The organism is Gracilinema caldarium DSM 7334 (assembly GCF_000219725.1).
GTDB classification, from domain to species: domain Bacteria; phylum Spirochaetota; class Spirochaetia; order Treponematales; family Breznakiellaceae; genus Gracilinema; species Gracilinema caldarium.
The window spans coordinates 2,379,931-2,400,570 of the sequence record NC_015732.1 but is presented as its reverse complement, the minus strand read 5'-3'; the positions used below and the strand labels follow the sequence as shown (position 1 = coordinate 2,400,570).

Here is a 20,640-nt window from a genome sequence, read left to right as displayed (position 1 = left end):
TAAGGTACAGAAAATAAGGTTCTAAACCATCAGCCAAAGGTCGGGATTTATACTGTACAAAAGGCGGGGCTGGAATACTGGCCAAGTGGCCAGGTGAAAACAGACAAACCGGTTTTTTTGATGTATAGTACCAAAGTATGAGACCACCTCGAGATGGGCAAAGGGAACTCAAACGAACCTTTCAAGCCCAATTTAAACAGTTGGAAGCTCGAATTGCCTCTGCAGAAAGCCTGCAGGAAATAATCAGGATGATAAATGCCCAAGTCCCCCTTGATAAATTACTGCATCGGGCGGTGCAGCTTGCCGCACACCGACAGGGTGCAGGGGCCTGCGTGCTTCATCAATTTGATATGAAAAATGAGGTGGTTGTTCAGGTTGCCAGCTTTGGTATGGAGGGCATTTTTCAGGACAAGCTGACCAGACCCTTTTCACAATTGACCATCTCAGGCGGAGGCGGGTACCTTGAAGCCCTGGAACGGCATATTCCGATATATCAGAATTATCCCCCCTATCCCGAACGGGTAGTAGAAATTAAAAATGACCCCCATATACCCGATGCTATAAAGGCTGAACGCATTGCCCTGCGTACCCGATATGCCGCTTCCTTTGCGGTCCCTATATATCTGCAAAATGTCCTGTATGGTGGTATGGTCTTTTATTACCGGGAACCCCAACAATTCCGGGAAGATCAAATACAGTTGGGGCTTGCCTTTGGGGAACAGATTTCAGTTGCCCTGCAGAATGCCTATCTTGTGAAAGAGATGGAACAACGGCAAAGGGTGGCCGAAGGTTTTCGGGATATTGTGAGAAAGATAAACAGCACCGAATCCTTACAGGAAGTGCTGAACTTTATCGTCGAAAAGACAGAAGATATTCTGGAATGTCAGTGTGCAGCCCTGTACACCTGCGAAGGCAGGGATATCCAGTTGCAGGCCCTGCGGGGGACTTTTCCTGTAGATGTCTCTACCGTGGTAACTCATTACGGAGAAGGGGTTATTGGCAGAGCAATTGCAGAAAAAAGACAGTTTATCATAACTGATGTATCAGATATTAAACTTGCCCCATCCGCATCAGAGATTGATGAAACCCATCCCATTTATTTGGATCCCATTCATCAGCAGCTTGATGCATGTATCACCTCACGGTTTAAAGCAGTCATGGCATTGCCCCTCATCAGCCAGGATCATTCCTATGGAGCCCTAGCCTTTTATTACACAGAGCCCCATCGTTTTGACCAGTATGAACTGGATTTGACTGAAGTGTTTGCCAGCCAGGCTGTACTGGCTATAGAAAATGCCATGCTCAGAAAGCAAGCAGCTCAGGTCGCGGCCCATGCTGAACGGGACAGGCTGGCCCGAGACCTGCATGATTCGGTGTCCCAGAGTCTTTTTTCTGCAAATCTTATAGCCCAATCCCTTCAAAAATTATGGAAGACTATGCCGGAAAAAGCTCTGGACGAACTGGCTAACCTGCAAAAGCTTACCCGGGGAGCCCAATCAGAAATGAGGGCCCTGCTTTTTGAACTGCGTCCCCAGGCTTTAGAGACCGCAGACTTGCAGGATTTAACAGGGCATGTCATAAGCGCCTTTTCCGGAAAAACTCTGATTCCGGTTGAATCTTCTGTAGAAATTACCGGCCCCATACCTCTGCAGGTAAAACTGGTGGTATATCGCATTATACAAGAAGCCCTTAACAACATAGCGAAACATGCGAAGGCCCGGAAAGTATGGCTCAACCTAAGGGGAAATGCCCATTGTTTATCTCTGCATATCCAGGACGATGGAGTTGGGTTTGCATTACAGCATCTAAAAAAGCCCGGTCTGGGTCTTTCCATTATGGATGAACGGGCTAAACTTGTGGGAGGGTATCTCGTTATTTCCAGTGAACCAGGAAAAGGGAGTCGCATTACCTTTACATGGACGGAGGAAGACCATGGAGCGTCCGATTCGGGTCATGATTGTGGATGACCATCCGGTAGTCAGAAAGGGTCTGGTAACCTTTTTGGAAACCTATGATTTTATCCGGGTGGTAGCTGAGGCCGCCACTGGGACAGAAGCGCTGGAACTATATGATCAAAGTCTTCCCGATGTGGTTCTCATGGACCTGGACATGCCCGATATGGATGGCCTCAGCGCTACGGCTCGTTTACAGGAACGACATCCAGAAAGCTGTATTATCATTCTTACAAGCTTTAAAAAGGATGATCAGATTCAGAGTGCCCTTAAGGCTGGGGCAAAAGGCTATTTATTAAAGGATATCCCCGTAGAAGAATTAGCAAAGGCAATCGAAACCGCCGCTTCGGGTAAGCCGGTCCTTGCACCGGAAGTAACCCAGGTTCTGATTCAGGCAACCACGAAGGAACCAAATTCAGACGAGTCTGCCTTAAGTGAGCGGGAACAGGAAGTTTTGGTACTTATGGCTCGGGGGCTAAACAATGCTCAAATTGCCGAATCCCTTTTTATCAGTATTTCCACGGTGAAATTTCATGTAAGCAATATACTTTGGAAACTAGGCGCTTTTAGTCGAACCGAAGCAGTATCTGTAGCCATAAAGAAGGGCCTGGTCCATTGACACAATTGGTAACTACGGTTAAGCTGAATTATTCAAACATACCAGATGCAAGGAGGTTGTGAAATGGTGATTGTATCCAACAATGCAGAGGTCCTGAAAAAGGAATAGAAGACAGCACGAACCGCTTCCTGATTATATGTAAATAACGAATTTTCTGCCCTTCTATTTCTTTTTCAAATCTCACTTTACCAACTACATCAATTTTAAACGGAACTATCGGTACTTTTTTCATAAAGCCGATTGTGACCTAAGCGCGAGCTTTCGCTCGTACCTTCATAAGGAAACCTTGTTGTTAAACAATTATAGCCCTGAAGCCTGGGGGTGGAAGGGTGTATTTTATCCGCTCTGGCAATCCGCCTGTCGGGAGGACGCCAGAAACTACATTCCTGGGCGCATCATCGGCACAGAGTTTCATCAATATGATGTGGTAATCCCTCATTATATTGATGAACATACAAGCTCCGCGGCGAGTTCCCTGGCTGGAATTCACGAACATGTGCGGGTCAGCGGCAGCTTTATCTACCGCACCCTCGATTCCGCAGGCTACCCCGTGACGGGGGACTGGGTGCTCCTGGACCCAGAAGAAGACGCTCTGCGAATTCATCGCATCCTCGATCGGCAGACCTGCCTGAGCCGGGGTGCGGCGGGAGAAAAAACCGAAGAGCAGGTGCTGGTCGCCAATATCGACACCCTACTGCTCGTTTTCGCCCTGGATGGGGGTAGAAATTTCCTCCGTACCTTTTTGGAACGGGCCCTGGTGGTGGCCAGAAGCGCTGACTGCGGGGTTTGTATCGTGCTGAACAAGGCCGATCTGGCTGATGAAGCGGCCCGTGAAAATGCCCTGAGTATCGCCGTTTCCACAGCCCCGGCTAGCCCGGTGGTTCTGGTCAGCGCAAAGACCTGCGAAGGAATCGAAACCCTGAAGCAGTTTTTTAGTCCCGGTGAAACCCTGGGGGTGCTCGGAAAAAGCGGGGTTGGAAAGTCCGCCCTTATACGGGCTTTGGGTGCTTCTCCTGTATGGCAAACAGAGAACATGGTTCCGGATGAACAATTAAAGTTCGCTGTAGAGCCACAGGAAGGGGAAGTCCGGGAGCAGGACCGAAAGGGGCGGCACACAACCACATCGAGCCGCTTGTATCGGCTCGATTCGGGCCTCCTCATGATTGACAGCCCCGGCATTCGGGAACTCAAGCTTTGGGGAGACCAGGATGATCTGAATACAAGTTTTAGAGATATTGCGGAGTTGGCTCTTCAATGCCACTTCTCTGACTGCACCCATTCCAGTGAGCCAGGCTGTGCGGTCCAGGGGGCCCTCGCAGAGGGCACCCTGGATGAAGGCCGTTACCGGTCCTATCTGCAATTACAGCGGGAGCAAGCCTGGCTCGACCGTCGCCTGGACGACCAGGCCCAGCGGGCAGAAAAGGCCCGCTGGAAACAAATCGCAAAATTTCAAAAGACCCTGCAGAAAAACAGGAGGTGAATAGATTCTGGCTCTTGCAATAGGTTCCTTTTGCAAGAGCCTCAGCCGATGCTAAACTAATTCCTACTAATATGTAGGAATAATAATGTTTAAGTACAAATATGTAGGAAATAAGAAATGAGATAAAGGAGTTCGCAAACATGAAAGGTCTCTTTAGAATGTGCAGTTTTACTGTAAATTTATAACTCTATATAGCGTAATATGATATGTTTTTAAAAAAATAATAACCAGAAAAATTTCAAGTTCAATTATCTTTTTTTTAACGTATAAAACTAATAATCTTGGCATGATATCTGCTATATAATAAATAGATAGAGCTAGTCTACTCAGAGGTGATACATGAACACAGCCTGTGATGCTACCGAATCTCTTGTTAAATTAATACGATTATGTAATACGGCCCATCAACTGGATGATAATGTGCTTTCCCTGGAACAACTGGCAGAACACCAGGCAACAACCGCTGGAAGCATTCATGCTGGTCTTGAATCCTACTTAGCTTCGTTAAACAAAATCCTCGGCACCCAACAAGCCAGTTCGGAAAAGCTTATAGAAAACAGTGAAACTATAGTGCAGTGGCTGGATAAAGAACAGGATGTATCCCGCCTCTTTAAAAAAAGTACCAAAGAGGTACAATCAGTTTGGGATGAAATCCGGGATATCTCTCCATCAATATTAAAAATGATAGAATCGATACGTTCGATCAATAACATTTTTGATTTATTACATATTCTTTCCATTAATACTGCTATTGAAGCTTCCAAATTCGGTGATCGAGGCCGAGCTTTTGCGATTATTGCTAAAGAGATGAGAAAGTTAGCAGACCAATCTCGTTCTTTTATCGATTCTATAAAAGAACAGGGGACCATGGTTGATACACGGGTCCGGCAATTAGTAAAGAACTTATCCCAATCGATCAACTCTTACACAAATCTAGAGCATACCGTGGAAGTATTCTTATCGGATAGTATGCTTGTACGGGATAATACGCAGGTAGTGTATGAATTAATAGAACAATATAAGACTTTGTCGGAAACACATATTCGAGAGTGGCAGCAGTCAGTACAGCAAATAAAGGCTTTAGAGGAAATAGCCGATACGGTGCTAACCCGTTCAAAGCAAATTCAGTCTATGGCGGATACCCTGTTTTCCATGATTAGGGAAGAGACCGAATTGGCAAGTAAGACCAACACCCGATTTCATGCCAGGGCCATACAGGAGGCCCGGGAACTTGCTATGAATATTCAGACCCAGGACCTGTATAATCGACAGATTCTGGATAAAATCCTGACTCACTGGAGCTCTACCCACGAACTTTTTGAACTCTTATATATTCTTGATAGCTTTGGTATACAAGTTTCTGGTAATATATATGCCCCCCGTTATCGAGCCTTACACCATATTGATGAAGGATACGGGGTAGACCGCTCTTATAAAGATTATTTCTCATTGCCTAAAAAAAACATGTCCCCCTATGTTTCTTCGGTCTATCTTTCGGTAGCAACCAAAGCCCTTTGTATAACGGTTTCAATCCCCCTCTTGTATGAAGATAGATTTAATGGTGTTGTTTGTGCAGATGTGGATCTACAATACCTTTCAAACTTTTCGTATCTGGGCGATTAATCAATGGAAATTGAAACCTATATTGCATCTAAAAACCTGCATACTCTGTTTCAGCCAATTGTATCCTTAAAGCGAAAAAGCATATTGGGATTCGAGGCTTTAAGTCGGGGCAGGGAACCATCCAGTGGTCACACTCTTGGGTATGAGAAACTTCATGAAATAGCAAGTTTCGAAAATACTATTGTCCAGCTTGACCGGGCCTGTCGGTACAATGCACTTCATTCATGGAAATCTTATTATAAAAAACATCCTGAAAGCCTATTGTTTCTCAATTTTGACGTGACATTATTAAATAATGGTGTTAATGGTTCGGGATTTTTTTTAGAAATGGTAAAAAGTGCAGGAATACCACCTGAAAACATAGTAATCGAATTGGTAGAGCGACAGGTCCAACAGTATGAGGAACTGCTTTCTTTTGTGGAAACATATCGCAAGAAGGGATTTTTATTCGCTATAGATGACTTTGGGGAAGCTGCTTCTAATATAGAGCGGCTGTTTATGATTCAGCCTGAAGTTATCAAAATATCCCGAACCTTATTCCATGCCCCCATGTATTCCGAAACCTACGGCAAATCGGTACTTGAAGGTCTGGTGAACCTTATTGCCAGTCTTGGATCCTTGCCACTTCTTGAAGGAGTTGAAACTGTACCGCAACTCTACAATGCCCTTGATTGTGGTATTGATGTTATCCAGGGCTTTTTAATATCACATCCAATGGCGGAATTATCAGATGGCCAATTATTAAAAACCAAGGAGACTCTTAGGATGGTATCAGAAATTTCTGGAAAGTATAGGAGCCAATGTATTCAACTTGCAAAAGCAAAAAGCAATTATCTCATCAACGAAGCAAAACATATGGCTATGATTGTAGAAATGGAATGTGTTGAATTAGATACTGATGTATTGCTGCATAATCTGTTGGCTATCGATGAACAAATTGAATGTCTGTATATACTTTCAGAAACTGGTGTACAGATTTCTGAGACCCATTTTCGTCCTGGGCTAAAAATTAAAAACGCCCTTTTTAAGCCTGCAAAATGTGGAGACGATCACAGTGAAAAAGACTATTTTCTGTATATAAAAGCCGGATCTGCTCATTATTTTTCTTCTCCTTATATTTCCCAGGCTACAGGATCGTACTGTAGTACGATCTCTATCGTGTTAACACAGGGGCCACTGGCAGGACATATTTTGTGTATTGATTTTGCAACCCCTACACCGGTTTTCCGGAGATCCTCTATAGAGTATCCCCCTGATTTTTCTAAGAAAGTAGACTTGAAATGCTTATGAGATATTGAGCAGAAATGTAAATAGGAGGAATAGAATATGAAAAAGGTATTGGTTTTAGGTGGAGCAAGTTATGACACTATTGTTTATCTTAATGAGTTTTTTAGCCCTACAGCTCAACCTGTTTTTAGTGATTCTTCGGATTGAGTAATGTAATGATTCAATTGCATTCGTGGTGTAGATCACTTTGTGTATTGGTTCCGGGTATTTAAAAAATGGCACTATTTCTACCCATCGCATTTTCCATGATCGAGCAATCGTGGGGTATTTGGCATCCCACCGCTAGGCAAATTGGGTGAGTTCCTCTTCTGCGGCAGTTTCACTTGCGGCGGTGTAAATCTTTTAAGGTCCGCAGCTACTGCTTTCCGGTGTCCTGCAATTTCTCGGGTCGTCATCCCTCGAGCGTACATGGACAGGATTTTGTCATCAAAGCCTTTAAACTCCCGTTGATGTTTGGGGACGATAGCTGGTTCAAAGGTGCCATCCCGATCTCGTGGGACCTCGATTTCTATTGGCCCCTGATCGGTTCTAAGGGTCTTTTTCGTTTTCCCGTTCCGTCGGTTAGTCGTTGGTTTTTCACCCTGGTCATGCTTTTCGTAGCCCACATGTTCAGTGAGCTCTGCTCCCATGGACCGCTCTATCAGGGCTTTGGTTAACTGCTTCAGCAGGCCGTCGGGACCTATGAGATCATCAGGACCTCGATACTCTTTCATTAATTCATCCAGAACTTCTTTGGTAATGGCCATACGTACTCCTTCTTGTAGTATAGCCGTTTACACAAAAATTGTTACAGGCTCGCATGTAGAGTCATTCCTTCCTATTCGCGTCCCCGTGTATCAAATGATAATGCCTATAGTGAGGCTTTATTTAAAACCGCAAAATATGTGCCTTTATATTCTCGCTATTTTACCTCGCAAGAGCATGCACAAGAGGGGTTTGCCGATTTTGTTCACTGGTACAATACTCAGCACCGAAATTCTGGAATTGGCTATGTGACACCTGATCAGCGCCACTAGGGTATTGAAAAAGAACTCTTTAGAAAACGTAATAAGACTCTTAAGTATGCACGACTCTTTCGACTAGAAATACGGTCATACCTTAAAGATTGGGTCCATTGTGACCGAGTGGCGCTGAACGCACAGCATCATTAAAAAGGCGATATCTATGTTGACAAATAACGCATTCTCATTGGCGTATACTATCTTGACTTATTTTGTAGTCCAGGGGGGTACCTTCTCTGTTTACATACCAATAAAAATTATTTTTCCACTTGACAAGAAAAGAATCTGTGTTATGCTATGTTTAACCGGTTAAATAAACCGGTTAAAAGCATTTTCCAGGAGGAATACGTATGAAAATGAAAAAGATGTTGAAGGCAGTCACTGCTTTAGTGGTTGTCGCCGCTGTTGTTGGCATGTTGTTTGTTTCTTGCCAGAAGCCCGCGCCAAAAACTTTAACCCTGATGCAAAATAAGCCTGAAATTGATGCCCAACTCAAGGCTTATGCAAAACTTTGGGGAGATAAAAATGGGGTAACCGTAACCATTAAATCAATTGGTGGTACTTCCGGTGGTATGGGTCCCCAGCTCAAAGCCGATTATGCCGCTGGAGATATGCCCGACATTTTCGCCTTTGATGGTCTTGAGGCATACAAAGAGTGGGAAGGCTCCATTCTCGATCTTTCTAGTGAACCCTGGGTTTCCAAGACCTCCGTTGCATTCAAATACAATGGCAAGGTATATGGTTTCCCTGTGGCTGTAGAAGGCTGGGGTATGGCTTATAATGCGGATATGCTTGCTAAAGCTGGTATTGATCCTGCAACCCTTGTAAATCTCGATGGATATCGGAAGGCCTTTGCAAAACTTGATTCTATGAAAAAGGAATTGGGAATTAATTCTGTTGTATCCATGGCTGCTGCTGTAGAAATGGGTTGGGTTACTGCTCATCATAACTTCAACAGCCTCCTTTCCAACGGGCTTCCCTATGGGGATCTCTCTGTAGTCAATGCACTTCTCAAAGGTGATGTGGATATGCAGCGGCTTAAGGAATATGCCGACTGGGTAGAGCTGCTCTTTAAGTATGCTGATAAGACGGTTCTTCTTACCGGTAACTATGATGCTCAGGTTGGTGCCTTTGCCACCGGTAAAGCCGCATTCCTGCATCAGGGAAACTGGACCGATCCCAACATGAAGGCTGCCAATGCAACCTTTAAGATGGCCTTCGCTCCCCATGGTTCCATGGAACAAGCTACCGACGGTATCTTTGTTGCGGCTCCTTCTTTCTATGCCATCAATAAGGACTCCAAGAACCTTGCTATGGCCAAAAAGTTCCTGAATGATCTGGTAAGCACCCCTGAAGGACATAATTATATGGTCAAAGAAGCAGGCATGATCCCTGCCTTTTCCGGTATTGATCTTAACCCCGATGGACAGCTTTCCAAGTCTGTACAACAGTGGGCCGCTGCCGGCAAGGTCTATTCTTGGAACCAGTACTACTTCTCCGGTGATTTCCGCGACAAGGTGCTGACTCCGATCTACAACCAGTTCGCTGCCAGTCAGATCACCAAACAGCAGTTTATCGATTTGATGGCTAAGGCTTTCAAGGATAATGCACAGAAATAAGCCCTTAGAGAAGGACAGCCCTATGAAGGGCTGCTCATTGTAATGCCGTATACAGGCAACTCCTAAGGGTTTAAATCATGGCTACAGGATGAACCTGTAGCCATTCTTGTTTCATTGCCAAGTCTGGGGGGCATGATGACGAAAAAAAGCGAAGCTAATCTGGTGTTCTGGCTGTTCTTAGCGCCGGTTTTGTTTGCATTTCTTATGGTAATGGTAATTCCCTTCTTTATGGGTTCTTTTTATGCCTTTACCAACTGGTCAAGCTCTGCGAAGCTTGATGGAGGATTCCGATTTATTGGTTTTGAAAATTTTATTAAAAGTTTTCAGGATCCATCTTTTCTATATTCCTTTGGGATCACCTTTGTGTATACGGTCCTTAACATGTTTTTCATCAACCTGGTAGCCTTTTCACTGGCTCTGCTTGTAACGAGCGATTTGCGGTTCAAGCATATCTACCGGGTGGGATTTTTTGTTCCGAACCTCATTGGCGGGCTTATTCTTGGTTATATCTGGCAATTTATATTTAACAATGCGATTCCCTCTCTGGGGAATCTCATACCAGCATTACAATTTCTTTCTGATCCTAATAATCTCATGCTGAGTAAAAACACCTCCGCCTTAGTTGCCATGGTAATTGTAGGAACCTGGCAGTATGCGGGATATATTATGATGATCTATATCGCCGCTATCGAAAATGTACCTCAGGAATTACATGAAGCTGCAAAAATTGATGGAGCCACTCCCTGGATCAGGCTTAAGGCAATTACCATCCCGATGGCAGCCCAGGCTTTTACGGTGACCATGTTCCTGACCCTGGTAAACTCCTTTAAACAGTTTGATGTCAATGTTTCCCTAACATCCGGCGGTCCTTCTACTATGCTTTTGGGGAAGCCTATTCTTGGGACGGAACTGATTGCCCTCAATATCTACAATACAGCCTTTATTTCCAATAATCTGGCCCAGGGCCAGGCCCGGGCGGTGGTTTTCTTCCTGGTGCTGGCAATCATTTCGATTATCCAGGTCTATGTTAATAAAAAGAAGGAAATTGAATTATGACGAACAGACGAATTGGTATTTTTATTGCTGAACTTTTTACGGCCACTTTTTTTATTCTGTTCATGTTTCCCTTCTATCTAGTTGTCATCAATTCGGCAAAGACTGCCTTTGAAGTAACCCAATACCCGCTTGTTTGGCCGACTCAATGGAGTAACCTGATTTCGAATGTGGTAAAGATTTGGACAAGTATAGCAGTCCGTTATCCTAGCTCCTTAGTTTCCTCAGCAATTATCACTGCCCTGTCCCTCATGCTTATCAATCTGCTTTCTGCTCAGGCTGGCTGGGCTTTAGTGCGCACTAAGAATGTGGTGAGCAATGTTATCTTTTTCATTTTTGTTGCAGCTATGGTTATTCCCTTTCAGATTGTTATGTTTCCTCTTTTAAGCTGGTTTAGAATGACAACCCAGGCAACGGGTATTCCCTTACTCAGAACCTACCAGGGTATTATTTTAGCCTATATAGGCTTTGGCGCTTCCCTTTCTATTTTTATGTTCCACGGATTTATTAAGGGTATCCCTCTGGAACTGGAAGAAGCTGCCACCATCGACGGCTGTCATCGGTATCAGATCTTTTATGAAATCATTTTCCCCATCCTTACGCCAATACAGGCGACAGTTATGGTTTTAAATGGCATCTGGATATGGAATGATTACCTTTTACCGTTGCTGGTCTTGGGTAAGGGAAATGCCATTATGACGCTGCCGCTGGCGGTTTCCAATTTTGCCGGAGCCTTTGTAAAGCAATGGGACCTTATTTTAACTGCCATACTGCTTGCTATGATACCGGTTATTATCTTCTTCCTTTTCGCACAGAAATATATTGTTAAAGGAATGATTGCCGGGTCAATAAAATAATGGTCATTTTTTAAATAGGAATGTAATGATGGAAGGTTTATGGAAAGCCCTCTTTCTCCAGTGCCTCGAGCGGTGGGCCAGCCGAGGTTTAACCAAACAGGCTGGCTGGGCCGAATTTCATGATCGGCTGGAGAAGGAATTTCAACGTTTTGCTGAGCTCTTATGGCGCCTATATGGTACACGGCCCGATTTTGCCTATCAGGTCGAGACCATCATAGCTAACCTGTTTAATGCCTTTACTGATAGACCAGCCTATTTAAAAGAACTGGACCGCCAGTATCCCCCCGAGTCGGGCTGGTTCCTTTCTGAAAAGCAGGTCGGAGCGGTTGCTTATGTGGACCGTTTCGCCGGTACCTTTCATGGCCTTCGGGATCGCTTACCCTATCTCAAGGAGCTGGGGGTTACCTATCTGCATCTCATGCCTTTTTTCCGTTGTCCCCAACCGGAAAACGATGGTGGCTATGCGGTTTCAAGCTATCGGGAGACTGATCCAAAACTGGGGACAATGGATGATCTTTCTCAACTGGCCCGAGAATTCTCTGAGCATGGCATTGCCCTGGTAGCCGATTTTATATTTAACCACACCTCGGATGAACACGAATGGGCCCTGAAGGCAAAATCTGGGGATAAAAAATATCAGGATTTCTACTGGCTCTTTTCAGATTATGGGGAGACACAGAAATACCAGGCGCACCTCAGGGACATTTTCCCTGAGGTACGCAAGGGTTCCTTTACTTTTAACGAAGAACTGCAGAAATGGGTTTGGACCACCTTCCATTCCTATCAGTGGGATCTTAACTACCGGAATCCGGAAGTCTTCGATGCCATGGTTCAGGAAATGCTCTTCCTGGCCAATGCAGGCATTTCCATCCTCAGGCTTGATGCAGTGGCCTTTATCTGGAAAAAAGCGGGCACCAATTGTGAAAACCTGGAAGAAGCCCATACCCTTATTCAGGCCTTCCAATGTGCGAGTCGGTTGGTGGCTCCGTCACTCCTTTTTAAATCTGAGGCAATTGTACATCCCGATGATATCGAAAAATATATTGATTTGCGGGAATGCCAGATTTCTTACAATCCTCTGCTGATGGCGGAACTTTGGGAAGCTTCTGCTACTAAAGAAGTCCGTTTGCTGGCATTGTCTCTGCGTAAGCGGCATCATCTTCCTGAAGGCTGTGCCTGGATTAACTATGTCCGTTGTCATGATGATATTGGCTGGACCTTTGCCGATGAGGATGCGGCGGAATTGGGGATTAAGGGCAAGGATCACCGGGACTTTCTCAATGCTTTTTACATGGGTGAATTTCCAGGGTCCTTTAGCCGGGGCGTGAGTTTTCAGTACAATCCAGTCACCGGGGATCGCCGCATCTGCGGGACCGCCGCATCCCTGGCAGGTATCGAACAGGCTCTGGATGAGGGGACCGGGAAAGATCTGGACCGGGCCATTCGACGGCTTATACTGCTATATGGTATCGCCTTTGCTGCCGGTGGAATCCCCTTGATTTATCTGGGGGATGAGGTGGCTGCCCTGAATCGTTACGAGTATGCGGAAGATCCGGCACAGGCTAAGGACAGCCGCTGGGTCCATCGTCCCCTCTGGTCGGAGGAGGCTTATAAAAAGCGGCATGATACGTCCACTGTAGAGGGCCGGGTATTTACTGCTATGCAGCGCCTTGTTTCCCAGCGGAAGGCTTATAAGGTTTTTGGCACCCAGGGGCTCACCGTAGCCGATTCTGGACATCCTTCGGTGCTGGTTTTCCATAAGCAAAGATCGGGACAACTCCTTTCGGTTATTGGTAATTTCTCTGAATATCCCGTTACGATTCCCCAGGATCGCCTGAATCATCTGCTTGCAGGTAGAAATGGTGAGGATCTCTTATCAGGCAGGCTTATTTTATTAGGAGAAGCCCTTGAACTGCTGCCCTGTGACCTGTTATGGGTACTGAATCATGAGTAGATCAACCAGACGCATCACTATCAAAGATATTGCCGAAAAAGCTCAGGTCTCCAAAGCTACCGTATCTTTTGCATTTAATGCGCCTTGGAAAATTTCTGAAGAAACCCGTGACCGGGTGTTACAGGTTGCTGAAGAACTGAATTATATACCGGATCCCCTTGCGAGGACTCTGACAACAAAACAAGTTGGTGCCATCGGCCTGTTACTACCTGATCCAATTCAGGAAGCCTTTAAAAATCCCTATATGTTCGAAGTCCTCCAAGGTATTGGTACGGTATGTCACGGTGAAGATCTATCCCTGACCATATTACCCCCTGTTAAGGGGCTTCTTTCCCATACAGTTCGTACTGCCCTGGTCGATGGTATTATCACCATTGGAATTGAACCAGATAATGAGATCCTCTCACTGATACGAAAAAGGCAAATACCCTTTGTTACTGTAGATGGTGCTGGGCTTGTTGGTTCCGTCAATGTGGGTATTGATGATAAAGATGCGGCCTATCAGCTTATGTCCCATGTGTTGGATATGGGACATCGGTATATTGCTGTGGTAAGTCTTAAAAACCTTCACCAGGTGTTAGTGGACTCCCCTGATGGGATTCGGAGTCGAATCATCGAGCTCAGGCTCCAGGGGGTATATCGTGCCATGGAAGAACGGGGCATTCGTAGAGAATCACATGAGATTCAGGTTTACCCGGTGGATGCCAGTGTGGAATCTACGGTGGCTGTTCTTACGCCAGTACTTACTGAACAGCATCGACCCTCTGCGGTAGTCTGTCTCAGTGATGTAGCCGCTTTGGGTGTCTATCAAATCTGTCATGAACAACAACTTAATATTCCTCATGATATATCTGTTGCAGGATTCGATGGTATCTTTTTTGGGAAACTTCTAAACCCACCCCTTACAACCTTAAGTCAGCCGGGTTATGAAAAGGGACAGACCGCGGCATCCCTTGTGGTTAACCTTATGCGTGGACTCCCCTGTTCAGATTTGATTCTGCCGGTAGAACTGCAAGTCGGTTCATCGGTAGCACCGGTCTCTCTTGATTAAGTTCACTTTTTTGCCGATAGCTATAAAGAAATGTTCCATAGTTATAAGTCAGGAATGACACATCAATATCAATATATACCCCTTATTATGATCTGGGCGCTGAGCAGCATTGTGCCGCTACACTATCTGCAAGCCGCTCCGTATAGTGCCAAAGATATTACGTTTTTTCAAATCAGTGATGATGCATTCCTGAGACGTCAACTCGTTGACTCATGGTTTACTCTCCCCATTGCTCAAGTATTGAAACAGCAATCCAAACTATTTACATTAGAAACCGGTGAGCTGGTAGAGGTTCGCGTTGAACGGGGGGGATCGGATGTTCTTGTGGTGCTTGCCCGGGAACGGCAAGGACTCTCTCCCGGATGGGTACAGGGGTCCTGGATATGGTATCGTAATCTCAGCGACGGAAGCTTAAAAAAAATACGGCTCTATCTACGCTCCGATCCTTATGTATATGTAGAATTCCGGCCCCAAAGCTCCCATAAAATTGTCTATGATGTGGTTGCCTATAATGGATATGTGGTATATGCCCGCCCCACATCATTAAGCATGAAAGATTTTACTGCCCTGTCGTTTCAACAGATCCTTTCTAACCTTGGTACAGATTTTCCAGCCATATATTTTAATGTGGATCCCGCTTTATACCGGGACCTCAGGTCCTTTTTGGCTCAGGTGCGAACCTACTTGCCTCTACTAACCTATAGGGACGATGGGGCTTTGGATGAACAGGGACAGCCCGTATTCATTGCCACCCTGGTACCACAGGGACAGGATTGGGGGGTGAATTGTTCAGGTTTTACCAAATGGCTTATTGATGGACTGCTTCGACCGGTAACAGGTAAAGGACTGACAATTTATGAACTGAAACAGCCTGTGGGGAACCGGGGGTCGAATTTTACTGAGCCGGTGGAAAAATTACTGGATCCCTTTTTTGGTCTCGATTGGACGAGAAACCTTGCGCTCCAGGCGAATCGTATCCTCCGTTCACCTCAATACGCTACCTTACAGGAAATTGATGTTACCGATTCTTATATTTCCCAGCTTTTACTTAAAAAATATAACAAAACTGAACAGGTTTCTTTCCCCCCCTATTTACCTAATGCAGGATTTAATATTGAGGGACTCCCGTCTCTCATGTACAGTCTTGCAGTACGATATCCGCAATGGTGGTATCTTGTTTCGGTGAATACTGATAGACCTACGGTGCTGCGACAGTATCCTTCGGGTACTAAACTACCTTATGAAGCTGGAAAAGGCATCAGACGGCATTTTCATGTGGCGGCATTAGTACCTTACTTTACGGAAGATGGCATTTTTAAGGTTTCAATTTTTGAGAGTGCTGCCGAAACCTCTTTTGATACTTTTATACGGCGTTATCCGGGGTATCAGGTACATCTCGTTCGGATTCCTTTTAGCGAACAATTCGATCCCTTTATGATTACTCGATAAAAGTATCTGGTTACTAGTGTTCGGTATAGAAAGCTTTGCTTTGATACCACCCTGTCTTTAAATTACACCATCGATTCTGTAACTTTTAGGTAAATGGGATATTGTTTAATTGTATGAAACTTAAAATTCCTTTTTTTAGTAGATCTTTATTTGTTATTCTCTTTTTAGCTAATACATCCCTTTATGCTCAAAATTGGGATCGGGATCTGTTTTTTAATGCCGAAGCCCGATTCAAAGTAGGTAATATATCACTTGCATTGAAGCAATTTGATGAACTATTAGAAAAATGGCCTGATTCTCCTTATAATGGTGATGCAAGATATTACAGAGCGGTTATCCTTTATCGGATGGGTAACAATCAAGAAGCTTATCAGGCTTTTGAAGTTATAGAAAAGCGATATCATTTTAGCAGATATATACACTATATCCCATTTTGGAAAGCTCTGATTGATTATGATGCTAAGAATTATGTGCGGGCTTTACAGTTACTATCAAACCTTGATTTAAACAAGCTTGATGATGAAACCCAGCAACAAGCGCTCCTGTACAAAGGCAAGGCTGCTCTTGCACTTGATAATACAGATCTGGCTTTGAAAGCTTTTGAATGTCTCAATGCAGAACGGTTTCGAAAATCATTAAGAGTTGAAACAGAAGGAACTCTTTTAGTTTATCTTTCAGAAATGTATGGTCGTCTTGGTAAATATGATGAACAGATCAAGCTTTGGGAATCTTTGCCAGCAGAAGGACTGAACCCAGAAATTCGTGAATCCCTGGCTCTTCGTACAGCAGAAGCCTATCTGGTTCAGGGCAAAATTGATAAGGGAACCGTTCTCTTAGATATGTTAAGCGTTTCTAGTAACCGAGAAATTGCTATCAAAGCACTACAATACCTCTTACGTTTTGAGCAGCGACAAGGGCATGATGATAAGGTTGCCTCTATAATTGTTAGATCGGAGAATTTACTTCGAAGTGATCCTAAAGCGCTTGCTATGTTTTGGTTTCAGGTTGGTTCTTCCACTTTTTATGAAGGAAAGCTGGATTTAGCAAAGTCCTATTTTCTCAGGGTTCTGGCTATAGCAGAAAATGAAAATGTAACCCAAGATGTGCCAATCTATCTTGCAGAAATTAGTTGGCGTCAGGGTGATAAAAAGCAGGCGATGCAAATTCTATCCGATGCGATCCCACGTTTGAACGATAAAAAGGCCTTATTATTAAGCCGGCTTCAATGGTATGCATTACAACAGGAAGATTGGCATGATGCCATTCGCTTTGGTGAACAGGCGCTTATTCATGCTGAAAAAGAAGGCCGAGAAGATATATCTGCATTGGTTCGCGCTTATAGTTCCTATGCCTTGTACCGTGAACATGAATATACCCAGGCGCTCCTTATACTAGGAACTGATCCGATACCGCCAGGTCCAAAAGAACTATCGCTGCGGTTGCAAAGCCGGCTTTTTCAAAAAACAGGACAGGTTGTATCTGCTCTTGATAGCTATAATGCCTTGATACAGCAAAATCCCTTTAACCCTGAAATTCAGATTGAACGTATGAGTCTTCTTTTTGAAAAGTCCCAATACGACCAGGTGATAGCTTCAAGTAAGGAAATAGAAGGAAAATTTGATGTAGCTAAAATTACATCCCCCTATCGTTTTGGGTTTCTCTACATGAAAGGTGTCTCCCTTGCAATAACGAGTAGTACTGCCGCTGTTTATAGTGCAGCAGCTGAAGTTCTAATAAAAGCGCTGGAAAACGGTCCCCCAGGAGATATTGCGTTCCCCTGGGCATTGTATTATAAGGGCTGGTCCCTCTATCGTGCTAGCCGTTTTATTGAAGCTGCAGAAACCTTTGAGCAATTTGCCCGCCAGTACCCGGATCATCCACAAACCTATCCAGCAGCCTATCTTGGAGCCTGGAGCTATGCACGGCAGGGGCTTTATGAAAAAAGTGCAATACTTGCCCAGAGGGCTGCTGCATTTGCGGGGGCTTCGGATCCTCTGGCTAAAGCTCGCGCCCGTTATCTGGAAGGGGTTGTACGGAGTTTTACATCAGATTGGACAGGCGCTCTGAAAGCTCTGGACCTGGCTGCTTCTTTCGCTTCTCCCCTCGCTGTACGGGCTCTTTTTGAAAAGGGCAATGTGTATTACCGGATGGGCAAAATCCAAGAAGCTGATACCGTATTTGCAACAGTTCAGCGGAATTATAGTCAGGAACCTCAGGCAGAAGAAGCCGCATATCGAAGGGGCGAACTCTATTATGAAGCAAAACAATGGCGAGAAGCTCTGGAACGATTCACCCAATACCGGCAAACCTATATCCGGGGCAATAAAGTAGATGGAGCCCTCTATTTCAGTGCTTCTATTCAGCGAGAGCTTTCTCAGATCGATAGTGCGATATTGCTCTGGGAACGGCTAATACGGGAATATCAGCGAAGTACCTACCGTCTCCCTGCTATGATAGCCCTAGAAAAAGCCTATTGGATGAAGCAGGATTGGGAAAATGCCCTCAGGGTTGGCACAAACGCTATCGTTGAATTTGGTGATGCTGCAAAATCTGCAGGACTTGAAGATGATGTGGCAACCCTCCGGTACCTTTTAGTCGGAATGAACGAAAAAGCAGCCCGGCTTCAGGTGAAGTTGATAAAACAACAGGGTGTAACCAGTATGGCTGGACGAAAAACAGCTCTGGAATTAGCCCGCTACTATATTGTAGAAAGTTCTCAGCGGGAAGCTGGCTTAGCCCTCGTTGACCAGGTGCTCGCCTATGTTGGGGAGGATCCCGGTTCTGCCGCTGAAGCTCACTTTTTGAAGGGAGAATATTATGCCCTCTTAGAAGCCTGGGAAAAATCGACCGATGCCTATCTTGATGCCATCAACCTTGCAATTCGATTAAAAGCTGGTGAGACCCGGCAGGACTTAATCCCCGAAGCTCTTTTTAAGGCAGTCCGTAATTCTCAGCGGCTTGGAAAAACAGAAAGTGCCAAGAGGCTTGTAGAAACTCTGAAGAAACAATATGGAACTTCTCCCTGGGCGAAACAGGCAGACCTGCTGATGGAGGCCTCTCGATGAAACGACTCCTGGTTACAGCCTTATGTATATGCATCAGTATGAACATGGTTTTAGCTCAACAAGAATCAGATACAACTGTTACATTACCCGATGTGGCCGATGATGTACGGGCTGTTGACAATACCCAGGTACATGTCCCAAGCCCAGATCTATTGACGCTGCCAATTCCTTCAGTTGCACCAGCATTGCCACAGGAAAAACCAATTAGTATTCCCGAATCTGTTTTGAATGCATCAGATTCGATTGATACTTTGTCTTATCAAACACAACAGGAAACCTTCGGAGAAATCGGGGTAGGTGCTTCTCTTTGGGATGGAATTACCGCTCATTTGTTTTTGTTCCGTCCTATCGGAACTCCATCATTTACTATGAGGTTTTCCCATGAAGCACAGGATGGAATGGCGTTTCACGAAGCGGGAACTGGTTTTTCCTACCAAAAAACAAGTGTAGAGGGGCATTTTCAGGGTGGAAAAGAAGAGTCGCTTAGCTGGTCTCTGTTAACTGCTTTTACAGACCAGACTAACGGCTTACAAGGACAAAGTCAGGACTTTTTTACTATATCCCATAGGTATCTTACGTGTAATCCGACGTTCCGTTTTGCCAGCGGTAGCTTTACGGCTTATTCTTCCCTATTGGTTTCCAGCGCAACTCTTTCGCTAGAAGGGAATCAGCACCCTGTATCTGGTGATGTGCGTTCTCAGGAACTGGGGCTGATACCGACGTTTCGTTTGGAATGGATAAAAGATACCTGGTATCTGAGTCTGGAAGGAGACTATAGTTTTTATGGACTTATTAATGATCCTACTATGGTGGCAAATAGTGACCGAATGACACAGCAAGGAGAACTTGCTCTGATTTCTCGTTTTACTCTTTCATCATCCTTGCTTACCGGTACCACTGTTGGTATTGGTACAAATAGTTCTTTAGCTTGGTATATCCCTTTTACACTCTGGATCGATGCGGTACCATCTGATTATGTTTCTTTTGTGATAAAAGGTGGGCTTGAGTCTCAACATCAATCCTTACGCGAAATTTGGGAACTGAATCCCTATACAGATATTGGTCCTGCACTTCCTATCGATACACATTGGTTTGCTAATGGAACCATCAAAATAGTTCCATGGAACGGAGTATCCCTCAATATAAAAACTAACTGGCTGCATAGCTATGGGGATACGGGGCGAAGCATATTGATGAACAATGCAAATATTGATAGCAGAGGTTTATATAGTTATGAAGTACGTTCTTTGCAGCAGTTTAATACCCACGTCGAAATTCGCAAGTATTGGCAATTTACAGATGCTCTGTTAGGTTGGGCATCCCAGTGGTTGGATGTAGACAAAACACGGGCCTTTGAATTGTATGGATCCGTTACTTATCGGGATCGTGAAAATCGTTTTGGGGTTACAGGAACCGCTGCCATCCCCTTTGATTATGATGGAGTTGATATTCCAAGACTTGATGTACAATCCTATATTATGATTGGTAAAGGTATTCGATTAATCGGTGATCTAGAGGATCTGTTCATAGCCTTTAAAGGTAAATATGGTAGATCGATATGGGAACCCTATCTTGAACAAGGATTCCAGGCCAGATTACGAATACAATTTTCTCTTTAAGGAGTTAAAAT

General features: G+C 44.7%; 13 protein-coding genes and 2 pseudogenes. 14 read left to right on the top strand and 1 reads right to left on the bottom strand.

All coding sequences use genetic code 11. The features are described from left to right. Positions 1 to 137: 137 nt before the first annotated feature. The 5 genes from SPICA_RS14955 (at position 138) to SPICA_RS10785 (ending at position 6,964) form a co-directional block, all read left to right on the top strand. Positions 138 to 1,967 (top strand): sensor histidine kinase, encoded by a 1,830-nt coding sequence (locus SPICA_RS14955; RefSeq protein ID WP_013969542.1) that lies wholly within the window; start codon positions 138 to 140, stop codon positions 1,965 to 1,967. Further along, positions 1,933 to 2,571, top strand: a complete 639-nt coding sequence (locus SPICA_RS10800) for a response regulator (RefSeq protein WP_013969541.1) — start codon at positions 1,933 to 1,935, stop codon at positions 2,569 to 2,571. The genes SPICA_RS14955 and SPICA_RS10800 overlap by 35 nt, the downstream gene beginning before the upstream one ends. A gap of 289 nt (positions 2,572 to 2,860) precedes the next feature. Further along, complete coding sequence (gene rsgA / locus SPICA_RS10795) at positions 2,861 to 4,051, top strand: ribosome small subunit-dependent GTPase A (RefSeq protein ID WP_013969540.1); 1,191 nt, start codon at positions 2,861 to 2,863, stop codon at positions 4,049 to 4,051. Between the two features lie 339 nt (positions 4,052 to 4,390). Then, complete coding sequence (locus SPICA_RS10790) at positions 4,391 to 5,674, top strand: methyl-accepting chemotaxis protein (RefSeq protein ID WP_013969539.1); 1,284 nt, start codon at positions 4,391 to 4,393, stop codon at positions 5,672 to 5,674. Positions 5,675 to 5,677: 3 nt separating this feature from the next. Then, positions 5,678 to 6,964 (top strand): EAL domain-containing protein, encoded by a 1,287-nt coding sequence (locus tag SPICA_RS10785; RefSeq protein WP_013969538.1) that lies wholly within the window; start codon positions 5,678 to 5,680, stop codon positions 6,962 to 6,964. Positions 6,965 to 7,081: 117 nt separating this feature from the next. On the opposite strand, the pseudogene SPICA_RS10780 reads toward SPICA_RS10785, so the two are convergent. Next, a pseudogene (locus tag SPICA_RS10780) lies at positions 7,082 to 7,707 on the bottom strand (transposase); the annotation flags it as partial. 60 nt (positions 7,708 to 7,767) lie between these two features. Between SPICA_RS10780 and SPICA_RS15310 the strand changes: the two are divergent. From SPICA_RS15310 to SPICA_RS10740, 9 genes and pseudogenes are all read left to right on the top strand, one after another. Then, positions 7,768 to 7,974: pseudogene (locus tag SPICA_RS15310) on the top strand (integrase core domain-containing protein); the annotation flags it as partial. A 338-nt stretch (positions 7,975 to 8,312) separates the two neighbouring features. Continuing rightward, positions 8,313 to 9,581: an ABC transporter substrate-binding protein gene (locus SPICA_RS10775; RefSeq protein ID WP_013969535.1), complete on the top strand. Its 1,269-nt coding sequence runs from the start codon at positions 8,313 to 8,315 to the stop codon at positions 9,579 to 9,581. Between the two features lie 132 nt (positions 9,582 to 9,713). Beyond that, positions 9,714 to 10,637 (top strand): carbohydrate ABC transporter permease, encoded by a 924-nt coding sequence (locus SPICA_RS10770; protein ID WP_335328870.1) that lies wholly within the window; start codon positions 9,714 to 9,716, stop codon positions 10,635 to 10,637. Next, complete coding sequence (locus SPICA_RS10765) at positions 10,634 to 11,491, top strand: carbohydrate ABC transporter permease (RefSeq protein WP_013969533.1); 858 nt, start codon at positions 10,634 to 10,636, stop codon at positions 11,489 to 11,491. Before SPICA_RS10770 ends, SPICA_RS10765 begins: the two co-directional genes overlap by 4 nt. A gap of 25 nt (positions 11,492 to 11,516) precedes the next feature. Continuing rightward, positions 11,517 to 13,445, top strand: coding sequence for an alpha-amylase family protein (locus SPICA_RS10760; RefSeq protein ID WP_156789671.1), 1,929 nt, complete (start codon positions 11,517 to 11,519; stop codon positions 13,443 to 13,445). Then, on the top strand, positions 13,438 to 14,496 hold the full coding sequence (locus SPICA_RS10755; RefSeq protein ID WP_013969531.1) for a LacI family DNA-binding transcriptional regulator: 1,059 nt from the start codon (positions 13,438 to 13,440) through the stop codon (positions 14,494 to 14,496). Before SPICA_RS10760 ends, SPICA_RS10755 begins: the two co-directional genes overlap by 8 nt. An 87-nt stretch (positions 14,497 to 14,583) precedes the next feature. After that, on the top strand, positions 14,584 to 15,945 hold the full coding sequence (locus SPICA_RS10750; RefSeq protein WP_041396220.1) for a hypothetical protein: 1,362 nt from the start codon (positions 14,584 to 14,586) through the stop codon (positions 15,943 to 15,945). Between the two features lie 113 nt (positions 15,946 to 16,058). Then, on the top strand, positions 16,059 to 19,010 hold the full coding sequence (locus SPICA_RS10745) for a tetratricopeptide repeat protein (RefSeq protein ID WP_013969529.1): 2,952 nt from the start codon (positions 16,059 to 16,061) through the stop codon (positions 19,008 to 19,010). Continuing rightward, positions 19,007 to 20,629: a hypothetical protein gene (locus SPICA_RS10740; RefSeq protein ID WP_013969528.1), complete on the top strand. Its 1,623-nt coding sequence runs from the start codon at positions 19,007 to 19,009 to the stop codon at positions 20,627 to 20,629. The genes SPICA_RS10745 and SPICA_RS10740 overlap by 4 nt, the downstream gene beginning before the upstream one ends. Positions 20,630 to 20,640 lie beyond the last annotated feature (11 nt).

Excerpts from the sequence above, each read along its gene's own strand:
- SPICA_RS14955 (WP_013969542.1), top strand. The coding sequence starts at position 138 with ATGAGACCACCTCGAGATGGGCAAAGGGAACTCAAACGAACCTTTCAA.
- SPICA_RS10800 (WP_013969541.1), top strand. The coding sequence starts at position 1,933 with ATGGAGCGTCCGATTCGGGTCATGATTGTGGATGACCATCCGGTAGTC.
- SPICA_RS10790 (WP_013969539.1), top strand. The coding sequence starts at position 4,391 with ATGAACACAGCCTGTGATGCTACCGAATCTCTTGTTAAATTAATACGA.
- SPICA_RS10785 (WP_013969538.1), top strand. The coding sequence starts at position 5,678 with ATGGAAATTGAAACCTATATTGCATCTAAAAACCTGCATACTCTGTTT.
- SPICA_RS10775 (WP_013969535.1), top strand. The coding sequence starts at position 8,313 with ATGAAAATGAAAAAGATGTTGAAGGCAGTCACTGCTTTAGTGGTTGTC.
- SPICA_RS10770 (WP_335328870.1), top strand. The coding sequence starts at position 9,714 with ATGATGACGAAAAAAAGCGAAGCTAATCTGGTGTTCTGGCTGTTCTTA.
- SPICA_RS10765 (WP_013969533.1), top strand. The coding sequence starts at position 10,634 with ATGACGAACAGACGAATTGGTATTTTTATTGCTGAACTTTTTACGGCC.
- SPICA_RS10760 (WP_156789671.1), top strand. The coding sequence starts at position 11,517 with ATGATGGAAGGTTTATGGAAAGCCCTCTTTCTCCAGTGCCTCGAGCGG.
- SPICA_RS10755 (WP_013969531.1), top strand. The coding sequence starts at position 13,438 with ATGAGTAGATCAACCAGACGCATCACTATCAAAGATATTGCCGAAAAA.
- SPICA_RS10750 (WP_041396220.1), top strand. The coding sequence starts at position 14,584 with ATGATCTGGGCGCTGAGCAGCATTGTGCCGCTACACTATCTGCAAGCC.
- SPICA_RS10745 (WP_013969529.1), top strand. The coding sequence starts at position 16,059 with ATGAAACTTAAAATTCCTTTTTTTAGTAGATCTTTATTTGTTATTCTC.
- SPICA_RS10740 (WP_013969528.1), top strand. The coding sequence starts at position 19,007 with ATGAAACGACTCCTGGTTACAGCCTTATGTATATGCATCAGTATGAAC.